19 protein-coding genes are annotated in these 16,838 nt (G+C 36.9%); all 19 read right to left on the bottom strand.

Going from position 1 to position 16,838, the window contains the following annotated elements:
- Window positions 1–3 precede the first annotated feature (3 nt).
- A complete protein-coding gene (locus ACUN8G_RS01600; RefSeq protein WP_437347050.1) occupies window positions 4–876 on the bottom strand; it encodes an HDOD domain-containing protein in 873 nt (290 codons plus the stop codon).
- Window positions 869–1,504 (bottom strand): sigma-70 family RNA polymerase sigma factor, encoded by a 636-nt coding sequence (locus ACUN8G_RS01595; RefSeq protein ID WP_437347049.1) that lies wholly within the window; start codon window positions 1,502–1,504, stop codon window positions 869–871. The genes ACUN8G_RS01600 and ACUN8G_RS01595 overlap by 8 nt, the downstream gene beginning before the upstream one ends.
- Complete coding sequence (locus ACUN8G_RS01590) at window positions 1,497–1,724, bottom strand: hypothetical protein (protein ID WP_437347048.1); 228 nt, start codon at window positions 1,722–1,724, stop codon at window positions 1,497–1,499. The genes ACUN8G_RS01595 and ACUN8G_RS01590 overlap by 8 nt, the downstream gene beginning before the upstream one ends.
- A 68-nt stretch (window positions 1,725–1,792) precedes the next feature.
- Window positions 1,793–2,659, bottom strand: a complete 867-nt coding sequence (locus tag ACUN8G_RS01585) for an AAA family ATPase (protein WP_437347047.1) — start codon at window positions 2,657–2,659, stop codon at window positions 1,793–1,795.
- Window positions 2,659–3,756, bottom strand: a complete 1,098-nt coding sequence (gene flhF / locus ACUN8G_RS01580; protein WP_437347046.1) for a flagellar biosynthesis GTPase FlhF — start codon at window positions 3,754–3,756, stop codon at window positions 2,659–2,661. The genes ACUN8G_RS01585 and flhF overlap by 1 nt, the downstream gene beginning before the upstream one ends.
- Window positions 3,746–5,806, bottom strand: a complete 2,061-nt coding sequence (gene flhA, locus ACUN8G_RS01575) for a flagellar biosynthesis protein FlhA (RefSeq protein ID WP_437347045.1) — start codon at window positions 5,804–5,806, stop codon at window positions 3,746–3,748. The genes flhF and flhA overlap by 11 nt, the downstream gene beginning before the upstream one ends.
- Before the next feature lies 1 nt (window position 5,807).
- On the bottom strand, window positions 5,808–6,893 hold the full coding sequence (gene flhB / locus ACUN8G_RS01570) for a flagellar biosynthesis protein FlhB (RefSeq protein WP_437347044.1): 1,086 nt from the start codon (window positions 6,891–6,893) through the stop codon (window positions 5,808–5,810).
- 3 nt (window positions 6,894–6,896) lie between these two features.
- Window positions 6,897–7,694, bottom strand: a complete 798-nt coding sequence (fliR, locus tag ACUN8G_RS01565) for a flagellar biosynthetic protein FliR (RefSeq protein WP_437347043.1) — start codon at window positions 7,692–7,694, stop codon at window positions 6,897–6,899.
- Window positions 7,691–7,957, bottom strand: coding sequence for a flagellar biosynthetic protein FliQ (locus ACUN8G_RS01560; RefSeq protein WP_437347042.1), 267 nt, complete (start codon window positions 7,955–7,957; stop codon window positions 7,691–7,693). The genes fliR and ACUN8G_RS01560 overlap by 4 nt, the downstream gene beginning before the upstream one ends.
- A complete protein-coding gene (gene fliP / locus ACUN8G_RS01555; RefSeq protein ID WP_437347041.1) occupies window positions 7,957–8,712 on the bottom strand; it encodes a flagellar type III secretion system pore protein FliP in 756 nt (251 codons plus the stop codon). The genes ACUN8G_RS01560 and fliP overlap by 1 nt, the downstream gene beginning before the upstream one ends.
- A complete protein-coding gene (locus ACUN8G_RS01550; protein ID WP_437347040.1) occupies window positions 8,709–9,053 on the bottom strand; it encodes a flagellar biosynthetic protein FliO in 345 nt (114 codons plus the stop codon). The genes fliP and ACUN8G_RS01550 overlap by 4 nt, the downstream gene beginning before the upstream one ends.
- On the bottom strand, window positions 9,053–9,427 hold the full coding sequence (gene fliN / locus ACUN8G_RS01545) for a flagellar motor switch protein FliN (RefSeq protein ID WP_437347039.1): 375 nt from the start codon (window positions 9,425–9,427) through the stop codon (window positions 9,053–9,055). Before fliN ends, ACUN8G_RS01550 begins: the two co-directional genes overlap by 1 nt.
- A 10-nt stretch (window positions 9,428–9,437) precedes the next feature.
- The gene (gene fliM / locus ACUN8G_RS01540; RefSeq protein WP_437347038.1) at window positions 9,438–10,424 is read right to left on the bottom strand and encodes a flagellar motor switch protein FliM; all 987 of its coding nucleotides are present in this window, start codon (window positions 10,422–10,424) and stop codon (window positions 9,438–9,440) included.
- Between the two features lie 2 nt (window positions 10,425–10,426).
- The gene (locus tag ACUN8G_RS01535; RefSeq protein WP_437347037.1) at window positions 10,427–10,966 is read right to left on the bottom strand and encodes a flagellar basal body-associated FliL family protein; all 540 of its coding nucleotides are present in this window, start codon (window positions 10,964–10,966) and stop codon (window positions 10,427–10,429) included.
- 188 nt (window positions 10,967–11,154) lie between these two features.
- Window positions 11,155–12,831 carry a flagellar hook protein FlgE gene (locus tag ACUN8G_RS01530; protein WP_437347036.1) on the bottom strand — a complete coding sequence of 559 codons (1,677 nt, stop codon included), beginning with the start codon at window positions 12,829–12,831 and terminating at the stop codon, window positions 11,155–11,157.
- A gap of 108 nt (window positions 12,832–12,939) precedes the next feature.
- Complete coding sequence (locus ACUN8G_RS01525; protein WP_437347035.1) at window positions 12,940–13,332, bottom strand: TIGR02530 family flagellar biosynthesis protein; 393 nt, start codon at window positions 13,330–13,332, stop codon at window positions 12,940–12,942.
- A complete protein-coding gene (locus tag ACUN8G_RS01520) occupies window positions 13,332–14,018 on the bottom strand; it encodes a flagellar hook assembly protein FlgD (RefSeq protein ID WP_437347034.1) in 687 nt (228 codons plus the stop codon). The genes ACUN8G_RS01525 and ACUN8G_RS01520 overlap by 1 nt, the downstream gene beginning before the upstream one ends.
- Before the next feature lie 10 nt (window positions 14,019–14,028).
- Entirely contained in the window at window positions 14,029–16,245 is a 2,217-nt protein-coding gene (locus ACUN8G_RS01515; RefSeq protein WP_437347033.1) for a flagellar hook-length control protein FliK, read from the bottom strand.
- Window positions 16,242–16,838 carry a MotE family protein gene (locus tag ACUN8G_RS01510; protein ID WP_437347032.1) on the bottom strand — a complete coding sequence of 199 codons (597 nt, stop codon included), beginning with the start codon at window positions 16,836–16,838 and terminating at the stop codon, window positions 16,242–16,244. Before ACUN8G_RS01510 ends, ACUN8G_RS01515 begins: the two co-directional genes overlap by 4 nt.

Genomic DNA, 16,838 nt, shown 5'->3' with positions numbered 1-16,838 from the left:
CTCTTATCTGTTTAGTGATTCAAAATGTTGATTAAATAAAGGTTTATAACTTTCAATAAATTGTTCGAGATATTCCATATTTCCGAATTGAAGTATATCGAGAATATTGTCGTCCAGAGGCATATTGTTGTCGCACATAAAAGCCCCGATATTAAATTTTTGAGTCATATAGTCAGTTAAATGGACGAGCGAAGTCAAAACGGGATTATATTCCGATTCAGATGGTGTGTGATGATTAACCACGGCATCAACTATATTTCGGGGGAAATTCCACTTGTCCAATAGAAATTCCGCTATATGACTATGAGTATAACCGAGAATTTTATTTTCGGCTTCAAGAAAACTCAATCCCTGATTTTCAACCAATTCAATTATTTGTTTGTAATCGTAATTCATGTATTTATAAAGAATAACCAGTCCCAGATCGTGCAATAGACCGGCAGTAAAAACTTCGCCCGACCTGGGATAGCGTAAATCGTCGGCAATTCTTTTAGCGCCGGTGGCAGTTAGAATCGAATGTCGCCAGTAATCCTGATGATTCCAATCTTTTGCATTTCTTACTTTAAATGTATCGAGAAGAGAAAGCGCCAGAAGAATATTTTTGATGTGATCAAAACCGATAATTACAACGGCAAATTCTATGGTAGAAACTCTGCGGGGTAAACCGTAGAGCGGAGAATTCGCAACGGCAAGAATTTTGGCTGCCAGCGCCTGGTCCCTCGAAATTACTTTGCAAAGATCCGAAGCACTGGTCATTTCATTGTCGAGCATCTGAGAAACTTCAGCTATTACCTGTGGCACAGCAGGTATATTGCCAATCCCTGATAGCTGCTTGCGTATCTTTTCTTTGATATCTGTTGTTCCCTGTTCAACCATTTTTTTCTGTCAGTTTTTGTTTGAGTATTTTCATTATCTTAGAATGCAACTGAGATACGCGCGATACGGTTATATTCAAAACTTTTGCAATCTCCTGATAGTTTAGTTCTTCATAATAATAAAGAGTAATCAACATTCTATCGCGCTCACTCAATTCCTTGATAATCTTAACGAGTCTTTCTTTCATTTCATTTTTTTCAAGAATCTGAAGAGGCTCCTCGCTATCGTCGGCCATCATCTCGTAGACCTGCATTCCCTCTTCTTCGATATAATTGCTGTTGAGCGATACCGTTCCGCTGCTAATTGTGGCAACCGGTTCAGGTTCGCCAATCATTTCGTATTTATGACTGTACTTACGAATTTCATCGTAAATTTTGCCTCGTATTCTTTGGATTGCATACGTTTCGAACTTTGTCCCGTAATCCGGGTCAAAACGATCGATTGCCTCGCTTAAACCTTCGATGCCAAATTGAAAAAAATCTCTCCTGTCGAATAATTCGCTTTGATTGAGATTTGTTTTGTGGATTACATAATGGACAAGATTGATGTAGTTGAGTATTATCTTTTTCTTCAATTCAGGCGAAGGATGCGCCTTGAAGGATTCCCATAATTGTTCGTTTTTATTCATTACTGTCTTTTCCTGATGGTTCTTCTTTTATTTTTTCGAGCGAATTGCGATTGATGGCTTTGATTAAACTGATTGTGACGAAACTTAACATTATCGTCAAAAGGAGAAATATCGAAAGGGAATTCAGTATTACTCGCGTTACATCGAGCCCCTTTTGAACAAAATAAATAACGGAAAAGAAGAAAACGAGTAATCCGAACTGCATTATTATTTTGTTCATCACCTCTCCAATTATTTTGATTAAGAAAGAGGCAAAGACTATACCATTCGAAAAGCTTTATTTTTAGGCTATATTGAGGGTTTTTGACTGAAAAGCTGGCTACTATTAGCCATCTGTGCAATATTCAGGAAACGATGTGCCAGGTCTTCTATCTGGAGGGCAGCCATAGAATTCGGATAGTGTTCGACCAGTAATTCCTGGTTAATAATTGATTTATATGCAGTTCTGTCGTGTCCAATCACACCGAGAAGCATTATTTCTTTGTTGAGAAAATGGCGCACAGCAGTAGATAAATTTTGAAATGCCTGTTCGCCTTCTTCTTTGTCTTCGGCTTTATTGATAACCACTATGTTTTGCGGCATATTCATATACTGCTTTTCAGTAACTAACTCAGTAATCATCTTAATCAACACGTAAGCATCCATAATTGCCGTCGGTTCTGGCGAAGCTACAATCAAGTTCAAATCTGACCGACTGATTTGATACATTGTATTCAAATCGGCTCCAGCAGACGAATCGATAATAATAAAATCGTAATTTCGAGCCGACTTATCGAGATGAATAAAGAAATATTCGATCAAATCATTTGTAATTTTCGGGAAATTATTGCTACCGGAATCTCCAAAAATCAGATGCAAATTTTCGTTATATCTAAAGATCAGCTCGTCAAAAGTAACTTTTTGATGGAAGAAATTGGAAAGCGGTTCTTTTACAGTTTCATTTAAAAGTAAATGCAAATTCGATAAGTTGAAATCGAAATCGACCACAAGTACTTTTTTGTTCAGTCGCGATAGTTTATATGCCAGATTTAACGAGACAAACGATTTGCCAGTTCCTCCTTTTCCAGAACATACGGAAACAATAAGAGTAGAGTTCGCTACCCTCTTATTTTGCAGTCGACGCAATTCCAGCAAACGTTTTATCTGATCGTTCATCAGTAGAGCTTTCCTTTATAAATTACATTGGCAAGGTATTCCGGATTGACGGATAAAATATCGTCGGGAATTACCTGACCATTCGTAAGAAACATAACCGGCAAATTAAATTTATTCGTCAGGTTTAATATATTGCCATAGGTTACTGCTTCGTCAGCTTTTGAAAAAATAACCGAACTGTAATTGAGCACTTTGAACTTCTCGGCTACATCAAAAAGCGTTTTCATAGAACTCGTTGCACTTACGACCAATACAGTTTCGTCCACTTCGGCGGCTTCAAGATATTCATTAATCTTATTCAAATTTTCTCTACTTTTTTGGCTTCTACCAACTGTATCGATAAATATCAGATCTTTATCTTTGAATTTCTTAATTAGCCGGGGCATATCCGAAGGTTCATATGCCACGCTCATTTCGATATCGCTTATTTCCGAAAATATCCTGAGTTGATCGATTGCACCCAGACGGTATGTATCAATCGAAATTAGTCCGACTTTAAGTTTGTGAATAATTTTTGAAATGACTGCCAGTTTGGCTATACAAGTAGTTTTACCGACGCCAGTAGGACCTACAAGTGCAACTTTTGTATTCCGATTTTTTTTGATTTTGAATTCTTTGGTCGGTATCATTGAAGCCATCCCTGCAATCAGATAGCTCTCCAGATTCGATTCTCCGAGCAGACCGTCGTAATTCTTTAATTGTTCTATTAGTTCTTTTGCAAGCTGACGGTTAATCTCCAGATCGAGTAATTTTTCAAAATATTCGTCAAGCTGCGATGTGGTCAATTTTTTTGTTTTTGTATGGACCTCTTCGGCAATAACTTTTTTATTTTCTTTAGCCTCAAATATTTTTTTTGTTAGTTTGGACAATTCAACATCGATATCAACTTTTTCAGATTCGTAATCGTTATCTAACGTGGGAGTTTTTTTAATTTCTTCATCCACTCCAGCAGTTATTTCGAACATTTTCCTAAGGTTAAATCTTCTGTCGTTTTCGATAACTCTTGTTCCCAGAATTATTGCTTCGCCGCCGAGTTCGTTTTTCATTTGTTCTTTGGCTTCTCGTAATGTTGGCGCAATAAATTTTTTAATTTGCATTACCCACCTCTACTTTTCCTATAAATTCAATTTCGATATTTGACGGCAATTCACTATAAGAGAGCAAAACGAGGTCGGGAAAACTCGAATTGACCAGTCGATAAAAATATGGTCTAATTGCCGCCGAGGTTATTATGATTGGAGGATATCCCATATTGTTGAATTTTTCTATCTCTTGTTGAATTCTGATATTCAATTCACGCAGCACTTCGGTTGAAAGTCCAAGTGTAATTATATTGTCTTTTTGAGCCTGGAGCGATTTGGTTATCATCATCTCCAAATTTTCACCCAATGCAACTGCGTGAATCACTCCGTTTGAATCTTTATAGAGGCTTGCAATAGTGTCTCCAATTGAATGCCTAACATATTCTGTAAGCACATCGATATTCTTCGTTATCTTTGAATAATCGATCAATGCTTCGAGAATTCTCACAAAATCTTTAATTGGAATTCCTTCTTTCAAAAGATTCTGAAGCACTTTTTGAATCATACCGAGATTGAGGATATCCGGATTAATATCTTCGACAACAGCGGGATATTCTTTTTTGAGATTCTCTAACAATTGTTTTACTTCCTGACGTGAAAGTATTTTGTCAAAATTTCGTTTGAGAGATTCCTGCAAATGTGTTGCGAGGACAGAAATAGCATCCACAACCGTATAACCCAGCATTTCAGCTTTCTCTTTCTCCTCGTGAGTTATCCAGTAGCTCGGAAGTCCGAAAGCTGGATCGTTCGTAGGAATACCGGATAACTCTTCTTCTGTAACTCCCGGATTCATTGCCAGATATCGATCGGGGTACAACTCATAAGTTGCGACAACATTTCCTTTAATCTTTATTACGTATTCATTTGGAGAAAGCTGTAAATTGTCTCTAACTCTTACAGGCGGAATTAAAACCCCGTATTCGAGGGCAATTACTTTTCGCGTCGATGATATCTTCTGAAATAAATTACCACCCTGTTTTTCGTCAACAAGACTGATTAATCCATAACCAATTTCGACTTCGATCGGGTCAACCTGCAAATATTGTTCGACTTTTTCTTCGGCAGGTTTCGATTCTTCTTTTATTTGTTCGCCTTCGGCTTCTTCAATAACGGTATCCGAAGCGGCTCCTTTTCTGTTCATATACGAAGTAGTTCCGAGCACACCGCTTAGAATTAGGAAAGGGATTGTAGGCATGCCGGGAATAAATGCAAATAAGAAAACTGCACCCGAAACTGTGGCCAGCACTCTCGGATTTGAAAACAATTGAGTTTTCATCTGGTAATCGAGAGCTGTGCCAGATGCACTACGCGTAACAACCAAACCGGCTGCTGTGGAAATAAGTAACGCAGGAATCTGCGACACAAGTCCATCACCAATCGTTAATATTGTATAAGTATGGACTGCATCCAGGAACGACATCCCCTTCTGAGCCACACCTATTATAAATCCGCCCACAATGTTAATAGCATTAATTATTAGTCCCGCAATAGCGTCGCCTTTAACAAACTTGCTGGCGCCATCCATAGCTCCGTAAAATTCAGCTTCCCTTTCGATCTGTGCTCTTCTTCTTCTTGCTTCAGCTTCGTTTATCAAACCTGTATTTAGATCTGCATCGATAGCCATTTGCTTGCCCGGCATGGCATCGAGTGTAAAGCGCGCAGCCACTTCCGAAATTCTTCCCGAACCTTTTACGATTACAATGAATTGAATGATGACAAGGATTATAAAGACTATAAAACCAACCACATAATTTCCCCCAACTACAAATGAGCCAAAAGATTCGATTACCTGACCGGCATAACCGTCAATCAATATTAAACGGGTCGAAGAAATATTGAGCGCTAAACGAAACAGTGTAAGAACGAGTAGAAGTCCGGGGAACACAGAAATATCAAGTGGCGATTGGATATACAACGATACAATCAGAACAAGTACTGCTAGTGTTATATTCAAAGAGAGCAAAAAATCGAGGAATCCTGCTGGCAATGGAATAAGCATCAAACCGAGCATTAATATCAAACCAAATGCAAGGACGATATCGCTATTTTTGCCAAAGAGTTTCATATCAGATTATGCTCTTCTGTTTTTTGAGTTTTTTCATTTGATAGATGTAAGCCAGAATTTGAGCAACTGCTTTGAACAGGTTAGTTGGAATTTCATCCCCGATTTCACAAGCTTTGTAGAGAGCACGTGCCAGTTCGACATCTTCGTATAGCGGCACTTTATTTTCTTGTGCAATCTTTTTAATTTGTTGAGCCACTAAATCCAAGCCCTTGGCAACAACTTTAGGAGCATTGTCTTTGCCCATTTCGTATTTGAGAGCTACTGCCACGTGTGTGGGGTTGGTTATAACCACATCTGCTTTGGGTACTTCGTGCATCATTCTACGACGCACTGCCGAAATCATTTCTTTCTTTATCCTTCCTTTAACTATCGGGTCGCCTTCCGTCTGTTTCAATTCTTCTTTTACTTCTTCTTTAGTCATCATCATATCTTTTCTAAATTTATAACGCTGAAAAACATAATCCACTGCAGCAATAACTACAAAAAAGAGAACTATTTTCCATATTAACGAAAAAGAAGAATCGAGCATAAATTCGACAGTGTCTTCAATACTCAAATCAATTAACTGAATACTCTTACTAATTAGTTCAGAAATGATGAAGTAAGTAAAAATACTGATAATCAACAGTTTGAGAAGGGACTTACCCAATTCGACGAAGGAGCGCGTGGAGAATAAAATTCTTTTAATGCCATTTAAAGGATTAAATTTATCGAGCGATAAGGAAATTGCCTTGGGCGTAATTTTAAAACCTACTTGCGACACATTGCTGACAATCGAAGCAACAAAAACAGCTAAGAGTACCGGCATTAATAACATTAAATAAAAGATTCCCCATTTTAATGCGTATGTCTGTAGCACAGTAATGTTCATTTCTACATGATTGAGTTTTGAAAATATATCTGTCGAAAATTCATAGAATTGTCCGCCGATGTAGTTTTTAAATAAAAAGACAATTATCAGGCCACTGCCAAAAATTGCAAGTGAATTAATTTCGGTACTTTTTGCAACCTGTCCTTTCTGACGCGCATCTTCGAGTTTCTTACCAGTTGGTTGCTCAGTCTTTTCCTGTCCTTCTAAGTTCGGCATTCTTTATTGTCCCATTGCTTTTATTAAATCGAGTAGTCGATATTCATAGCCTTCAAGTAAATTTTTTAATACGTATACGTAAAATGGTATTAAAGAAAATATTATAAAAAGTCCCAATAACGATTTCAAAGGCTGCGTTATGTATATTATTTGCATGTTGGGAATTACCCTTGCAATAATACTTTCTGCGAGGTGAACCAGAAAAAACGATACTATTACAGGCGATGCGATTTTAATTGCTATAGTAAAAACGAGAAACGAATATTTAATTAACAAAGTGTAAACGGGTTCATTAATTACGTATTTACCAATCGGCACGACCTTGAACGATGCCACCAGTCCACTAATTAAATAATGATGGCCGTTAATCATAAGAAAAATCATAAGCGCTGCATAGTATAGAAATTCACCTACGATGTTTGTTTGTATTTCCTGGACGGGATTTAGTGCATCCGCCAGCATGAGTCCCATATCGAATCCGATATAATGCCCAGCATACGAAACTGCCCAGAAAATAAAATTCATTACAAAGCCGAGTATCATTCCAATCAAAAGTTCGCGTACCGAATAAAGAATCAGAGTGATTAATCCCGATTGATTTGTAAAATCGAGATTGATATTTATATTTGACTTATTCAAAGTAAAAAAAACAATATATGCAATTACAATTGATAGAAATATTCTTGCCAGTATCGGAAAGCCTCTAAACGAGAGTACCGGTGCTGTAAATATTAATCCACCGATTCTCATAAAAACAAAAATGAACAATATAAAATCCGAGACCAAAATATTGGCAATCATATCACATTAAGGAACATTGTGAACATTTTATAAGTAAGCGACATCATTTTTTCGGCAATCCATGGCAGCAAAAAAATTATAACAAGCACAGTTACAATTAATTTCGGCACAAATGTAAGAGTCATTTCCTGCAACGACGTTGCAGCCTGAAATATTGATATTAAGATACCGATTATTAATGAAGCCCCGAGAATGGGCAGCAAAATTATAAAGGACGTATAGAATGCGTCTTTTAATATTTCTATAATTAATTCTTCGGACATTAATGAAAACTCCTTACAAGAGAACCAACTATTAAATTCCACCCGTCGACGAGTATAAATAACAATATTTTAAATGGGAGAGAAATCATCATTGGCGGCATCATCATCATACCCATCGACATCAAAATACTCGAAATAATCATGTCGACCATCAGGAAAGGAATAAAGAGGAAAAATCCGATAATAAAGCCAACTCTAAGCTCGCTCAAAACAAAAGCTGGAATCAATACATAAGTGGGTACATCTTTTCTTGTTTCAGGTCGTGGCAAATTCGAAAGTCCGACAAACAACTCGAGGTCTTCTTCTCTTGTATTTTTAAACATAAATTCCCTGATTGGCTCAATACCTTTATTGTAAGCTTCTTCTACGGTTATTTTATTATCCATCAGAGGAGAGAGTGCATCTTCGTTAACTCGAGACCAGGTGGGTGCCATAATAAAAAATGTTATAAAGAGCGCAATACCTGCAAGAAGTTGAGACGGTGGCATCTGCTGTGTGCCGAGTGCACTTTTTAGAAAATGGAATACAATAATAATGCGCAGATATGCCGTTGTCATTATTACAATTGACGGTGCTAAGGCAAGTATTGTCATCAACAATAATATCTGGAGAGTTACCGAAACATCTTCTCCTGAAGTGGCAGTTCCAATTCCGAGGTCAATTTTCGGAAATGGAATAACTGGCGACTGAGATTGTGCCTGAAGGGATGTAAATCCACTTAACAATATAATGCCAATAATTATCCACTTTTTCATCGCATTCCTAAATTCTGCTTGAGCAATTCATAGAAAGACTTTTTCTGGTTATTATCCTGAACTTCGTTATTCTCTGGCAAGTCGATACTGTCGAATTCTTTAATTAAAGTAATTCCAGCTTCGCTTACACCTAACAATATAATTTTATTTTCCACGCGTACAATTGAAAGATATTTTTTCGGCATAATAAGCTGGTTGCTCAGTACTTCTATCTTCAATGGTACTCGCTTTCCGCCTTTCATCGTAAATGTGTAACGTTTTACAAAGTAGAGAGTAATCCCTAAAATAATTATTACCAGTAAAAGCGGTAAAAAAGCCTGTGTTATATCGAATATGGACATTAATAGATATCCTTAATTCTTTGTGCTGGATCAACCAAGGAAGTGATTCTGATGCCAAAATGCTTATCGATAACCACTACTTCACCTTCGGCAATTTTTTTATTATTAACAAATACGTCTACAGGTTCACTGGCAAGTTTTTCCAGTTCGATGACGTATCCCCTTTCGAGTTCGAGTATATCTTTTATTTGCATTTGAGTTCTGCCCAATTCGATATAAACATTCATCTGGAGGTCTTTCAAAAGATTCAATTTTTCTTCGGCTCCACCTAATGTACGCGTAGAATCGTCGAATTCGTCGAACTGAGCTAAGGAAGCAGTAAAGTTATCTTCCATGTTTTCCATTGCATCGGGATTGTTGATATTTTCACTCATATTTCCCTCTTTAGAGTTTTTTTTCGAATACTTTTTCGGTTATTTTTATTGCTTTATGATTGTTCAATACACCGGCTCTGCCAAGGAATAACAATCTATTGCCGGTTTTAACTTTGTGTTCTTCGTGAACTTTATTTTTCAATTTGATTATATCTCCTACTTCAAGTTCCATAATTTCTTTTACAGTTAGCTTGGTTGTACCAAATTCCACAGTGATCGGAACGACTGTTTGAGCCAGATGTTTGGTGAGAACTTCTCTGGAAGTAACGCCAAAATATTTTGTGGCTCTAATTGAGGATAACTTTTGAGTAGTCATCTTAGCCAGGATAGCATCAAATGCAAAAGTGGCAAAGCAAATGTTCATCATGTAGGATTGATCACCAATGATAAGTTCGAAAGAAATCAGGAGTACAGATTCGCTTTGCGAGGTTATCTGTGCGAAGTCAATATCAGGCTCAAATTTTTCAACTTCAAATTCGAGGTCGTCAATAATTTGCCACGATTTTTTTAAGTCATACATTATACGGTCGACGATAACCTGCAACACTTTTTGCTCAATCAGCGTAATAACTTTTACCTGTTTTGTTGTCAATCCATTGCCACCCAGCAACTTATCGACAAACAAGAATGCCAGATCGTTGTTTAGTTCCAGTATTCCTTTGATATCTGTGTTCTTGATATTGAACGTATAAAGACAAGCCGGATTTGACACCGACAGTACGTATTCCGAGTAATAAATTTGATCGATTGAAGCTACATTAATGTTAACATTGGTTTGGAGTTTAGTTACCAGAAACGATGTAAAACTTTCGCCAAAGTTATCGCAGATACTCCGAATAATGCGGAGCTGGTGTTTTGAAATACGATTTGGAAGGCGGAAGTCAAAAAGCACCGCCTCCTTCTCTTTATCGCTCTGCTCTTCAGGTTTCTGTTTTTGGCCGCTCTTTATGTTATCGAGCAGTTGATCAATTTCTTGCTGCGAAAGTATCTCTGCCATTGTTATTGAAGAATATATTTACTGAAATAAATATTGTTAATTTTTATATCGGGCATTAACTGTTTAATTTGATCAGAAATCTGAATTTTAAGCGAATCCCGATAAAGCGCATCGCTCAACTGAGTCATATCTTTACTGCCCATCACGGAAATGATTGCGTCTTTCACCAGTACTTCTTTTTCTTCGAGTTCCTTTTTATTTTGTTCTGTTGCAATATCAAACCCGATCGAAGCAAGCAAAAGACGTTTACCATCTGTTCCAGCAGGATTAATAATAAGGTCTTCTACAACGTAGATAAATTTTCCGAATTCAACGTCTTCTTTTTCGGAAGCCGAAGAATCACCAATTTGAGCTTCATCATCCTGCGTGGCTGCATAGTGGGATTGAATTTTGGGCAGCAATATATTGGCGGTAATAAAATAAACCGCAACGAGTTGAACGATGAAAAGAGGCAATCCAATAATCAGGATTTTTGAACTGGAACCTTTTTTGGTTCCGGAATTTTCAGACTGTTCTAAGATATTTTCATTTTCTTGTGCCATAGTGACTAATATTTTTCAATAAATATGCCATCCATTTAAGCCTTAAAATTCATTAAATAATTATAGAAGCAAGCTTAATGTTTGGCTAATATTAGTCACCTGTTCATACTGCTGCAGTCAGCAAAATTGAATTTTAACCAGGAAGAAGGGACTGCCCTGAAAAGAGCAATCCCTTCAATTTTCAAGAATTATCTGATCAGATTTGTAATTTCCTGGAGAAGGTTATCGGCGGTTGTAATAACACGTGCGTTAGCCTGGAAACCTCTCTGGGAAATAATCATTTTGGTGAACTCTTCTGATAGGTCGACATTCGATTGTTCGAGCGCACCGGATTGTATCGTAGTTACTGAATTTTCTCCAGGAGTGTCGATACGCGGATCACCACTGTTGGCAGCAACATTGTACATATTATCACCAACACTTACCAGTGCATTTAAATTCTTAAAAGTTGCGACCATGATTTGTGCTAATATTCTGGAATTCCCATTTGAAAAAATTCCGATGATATTACCGTACTGGTCAATATTTAAATTTGATAATGCAGCCGAGGCAGAACCGTTTTGTGATAGTGCAGCTATTTGAGATGTAAGGTTGGTTTGTGTTACTCCTGCAGTGCCCGAACCGAAATCGATATCAATAATTTGAGCTTCGGCACCACTTGCTGGAGTGAATGTCACTTTAGGAATAGGTGGAGTCGATGTAACTTGATTTCCAGCCTGCCATACGCTCTGAATCTGTCCATTCGGGTCAAAGTATATTTCTCCATACGAATTCGGACTCAGAGAACCACTTGTCGAAGGTATCGATACATTCCACTTCCAGCGATTATTGTCGACATGTTCGAATTTTACAGAAAGTGTGTGTGGATTTCCCAATGAATCAAATATTGTTACAGCACCAAGAACTGGTTCCGGAACTTCTGCTTTATCTATTCTAGTTACAACATTGCTATCAGCAATTAAATTACTTAATGAAGAAAAATTCAGTTTATAATCGATTTTTTCAGTTGTATCTTGAATAACGACTTGATTTGTAGTACATACACCCGTTAAGGTATCAAATGTTAATGCCTGGCTTCCTGTAATTGGGGTGGCGAGCGGATTTCCATCCTCATCCCTTATTTCATAATAATACGTCCATGCACCAGTGGTATCTTCTTCGTACCTGCTCCAGAGCTGATATTCATTACCATCCTTATTATAAATTGTACTTACATCCCAATCTGTATTTGTTGGACCCGGGTAATATTGAGTAGAAGTTGGGACTTCTTTTTTCAAGTTACCAACGAGTTCCACAATGTCTGTCCTGATAGTAGTTGAACTACTTTGCAGGTTTCCACCCCATGAAACAGTTGTTGTTTTAACTGCAGGCAGTCTCAGATTTTTGTCTATCACAATATCCTGCAAGGTAGTGCCAGCAGGAATTTCACCCAGCCCATTTGCAATTTTACCCTGTACAACAGCTCCGTTTTGAGGATTTACTAATTTACCATCTGCGTCAAAAATAAATGCACCGGCTCTTGAATAGAATTGTTGACCGTTACTTTTTAATATAAAGAGACCCTGACCCTGCAAAGCTAAATCAGTAGTAATTCCAGTTCTTTCAAATGTGCCCTGGTTCCAATTACGATCAATTGAGTTAATCTTCATTCCAAGACCAATCTGGAAAGAGTTAGTACCGCCGGAAGTAGTAGTTGGATTGGTACCCGATTTTACGAACTGATTAAAAGTGTCGCTGAACGTAACGCGCGAGCCTTTAAAGCCAATTGTGTTTACGTTCGAGATATTGTTACCGATAACATCCATCATCGATTGGTGATTGCGCAGACCGGAAACGCCTGCAAAGAGAGAATTGAGAAGTGCCATTTTAACCTCCTTGGACTTAAATTATTAATTTAATTTTAATTGACCCGGCTTCAGTCAGTCCACCAGGTCCGGAGCGTCCTCGGAAGGTCCCGCTCCAAATTATTACGTTTAAGCAAAAACTACACTATCGATATTTGTAAATACATTTTCTTCAGCGTTTTCGACCTCGATTGCAGTAACAACTGTTCGGTTCGGAATATTAACAATAAAAGCTGCCTTGCGTTCTGTTGCAGAAAGGTCCATCAGAATTAACGAATCACGCGCACCTTTCGATTCTGCTTTTTCAACAGCATTCTGAATCTTAGTTAAATCTTCCTCGCCCAGTTGAATGTTTCTCGATTCGAGGCGTTTTAGTGCGTGATTGGAAAATTTAACCTTTTCGAGTTCCTGTTGAAAAATCGAATCGAACGAGGCTTTAACAGGATCACGGGAATTCCTGACCGAATTGTTGTTCCCGACAATCGGAACAAAAGGAACCGAAATGCCATTAATTTCGGCCATTAACTATCACCTCCTTTTTTGTTGATTATTTCGAGAATGTCTCCTGCAGAATATTCTACTCCGTTTATTATTAATAATGTGCCTTCTTCAGTGTATTTAACCCCGTCAATTGGTCCGGATTTGTATTGAGTAACTTCGACTTCTTCGTTGCTATAATTATATGCTTTTACTTCAAATGTATATTCACCGTCAGGGACACGATTTCCATTGCTATCCGTAAAATCCCATTCAAAAATATTACTACCCTTCTTGTTCGAAGCTTCAATTGATTTAACTAATGTTCCATACTCGTTGTATATATTAATTTTTACTGACTTAACGCCGTCTGGTAGATCGTAGCCTAATGTAATTGAATCCTGCCCATTTACTTTTATGTCGTTTCCACTAATCTTCACTTCCTTCCCGATTAGATTTGCAAGCATTGTATTGTTAATCGACTGAGTCAACATATAATTTGCATCGACACTCTGCTTGAGATACTCGTTGAGATTAGTAATTTGTTCGAGCGAACTAAATTGTGCCAGCTGCGAAGCATACTCAGTACCATCCATTGGATTAAGCGGATCCTGATTTTTTAACTGCGCAATCATTAATTTCAAAAAATCGTCCTTACCCAAAACACTTTTGTTAGCAGATACATTTGAACTCGTACTAACCGTACTACTTGAACTTACATCCGATACCATTTTGATTCTCCTATACTAAAAAGTCGTATGTGTTGTAACCCATCATTTTCTTAACTTCAGAAGGATTTTCCGTTTTAATTTCCGCAATTTTTCCATAGAACTTTCTTTTGGGATTTACATGTTTTGTACTTTTTTGTTCGCTGTTATTAAGTCCCACATTCAGACTACTTACCTGTATGCCGTTATTCTGTAAATTGCTCTTAAGCTGCTCGAGATTGGACTGGACGAATTGCTTAATCTGTTCGTTTTCGACTTCAATGTTTGCATGTAATTTATTATTGACATAGTCGATGGATACTGTCAATTTTCCTAAAGTTTCAGGTTCAAGTTTGAAGCTGAGATGCTGTTTCGAACCGTCAACGTTTTTTACAATTTCAGATATTATTTCTGATGCCTTTATAGTTTTTAAGATTTCTTTCATGTTTTCAGTTTTGTAACCACCGTACTCGACTTTTGCATGGCTATCGTTTGAGATAACTTTCCCAGCTTGAGTTTCCGGCTTATTAAATACGCTGTCTTGTTGTTTACTAAATTCTTTATTGAATTGGTCGTTCAGTAAATGTTTTTTGTCGGTCTCTTTTTGTTCTCTTACTATAGTTTCTTTTGCTTCAACATATTGTTCCTTTGGCTGATCGTTTTCCTTATCGTCTTTACTTAAATGCATTTCGGGTTTGCCTACGTAGTTCGTTTCACCGTTAGTTGACGAAGTCGGATTCGTTTCAACAACTTTTTCCGTTTTAACTTCAGAATTTATTTTTACTTGTGGTGCTGCTTCTGATTTTTCTGTTTGAGTTATTTTTTCGAACGAAATCGCATCGCTTACTTTTTTATTAACGTCAACAAGTACACTATCACTTAATTTATTGCCCTTCCTCACCGATATATCATCAATATTTTCTTTTATATTACCCTTTAAATTATCTCCTACATTATCTTTTATATTACCTTTATCTTTTTGATGCAGACTTTCTTTTAAATGTAATTCTTCTTTATCATCTCTTAATAATTTTTTGTTAGTCAGTATCTCTTTTTTAATAACTGGAGGATTAAATTCAGTAATGTTCTTATTATCGTCGACTGTAATAATTTTTGAATTTACCTTTCCTGAAGAATCGACTTTTCTTTCTTTCGAAGTGAGTGCTTCCTGTAACTTGCTAAATTCTTCTTTTGTCAGTTTTGTATTTAAGTCCTCAAAATTGATTTTCGTAAGGTCAATTCCTTTGTTCTCCATTTCCTGCAGCTTTGGAACCTGATCATCATTTACAGCAGGTTTTATCTCGCCGATTATTTTATCCGAACTAAATTCTTTATTACTTTCCGATCGATAGAGTTTTGCCCCTTTTTCATCTATTTGATCACTTTTATCGGGAGTAATTTTAGAATCCTCAATTTCCGGTTGCCTTATCTCACCGGTCTTTATATCGAATATTTTTTGTTCACCCTTATGAATATGGATGATTTCAATTTTATAATATTCAGAGTTAGCTTTTTCAAGCTGGTTGAATCCAGGGATATTTAATAATAAATTCTGGGAGTGGGCTAACTTATCATGCTCAGTTGTAAATTCGCTCGAATGGCTTTCATCTTTTTCATTTACCTCCGGAGCGCTCTCATCCACGTTTAACTGACTAATTGTAACCGTTAACTTCTCTCCGTTTGTTGTAAAATTGAATTTGATGGAATCTTTATTCGACATAACGGAGAATAATTTTTTGATATCCAGGAGTTGGCAATTAGAATTAACGTCTCCCTTGTGGTTATTCTGGAAATCGTTCAGATAAAATAAAATACTCCCTGAGGGGTTTGGGGGTTGTTCATTTCTAGTTTCGGAAATAATGTTGTTTATACTTCCGAGGAAAGCAAGCAAATTATCCGGGGTTAGCACAAATACTTTCGAAGAAATCTTGGCATCGTCAATGTTAAATGAATTTGAATTGGACACTAAAGAGATCTCTTCGAGATTGTTAAGACTATTCTGGAATCCTTCAATAACTTTCGTATCCGTCTTTGTAACAATAAAATCTTTCAGACCTTCGAGGTTTACCAGTAGATCATTGTTCAGCTTAGAGTTTTCTACGTTTAATTCCTCTTCGTAAACTTTAATGATATCCGCAAACAGATAATTTTTGTTTCCATCGGCAGGCAATGCTTTGCCACTAAGAAATAGCGAGCTAATTCCAGCATTGCTCAAATTATTATCTATAAATAACGGATTGAAGTTCATCATTGTAAACTGATTATTCTGTTTGCGATTTCAGGTTTTAGTTCTGCTATAATTTCTGCTGCTTTTTTCTTCTTCATAGAAAATATTATATCTCTCGCTATATTATCGGAATAATTCTCGATTATTTTAGCAGCTTTTTTTGTATCCATCGCTTCATACAGTTTTACCGTATTTTTTATCCATTCTTTATACTTTTGTTGATCTTTCGGAACCTCAAAATTTTTCTCGTCTTTAATAGTCTTCTGATTTTCAAGTAGTTTTTCTTTCTCAGTTTTCAATTTGCGAATTTCAGCAAGCAATACGTTTATACTGTCGATTAACGAGGATGAATTTTCTAGGCTAACCGTCATTGTATCGTATGCTCCATTATCGGAGAAGTCATAACTCTTTTTTTCCTCTTTATTATTCATCGGATTGAATTTTTCTTTTTTCTCTGTGGCGGTGTTCTTTGCAGCTTTCGCCTGTGCTGCTTTAAGTTCTGATACAGGTGTAAAGTCGAAAGCAAATATATTCCGATAATTTGTAGCACCGTAAATCATTAAAACGGTGACTACTATAAATGCAAGAATAAACGATATTATTACTTTGCCGTTCAC

Source organism: Melioribacter sulfuriphilus (genome assembly GCF_052656625.1).
This window is presented reverse-complemented; position numbering and strand designations above follow the sequence as displayed.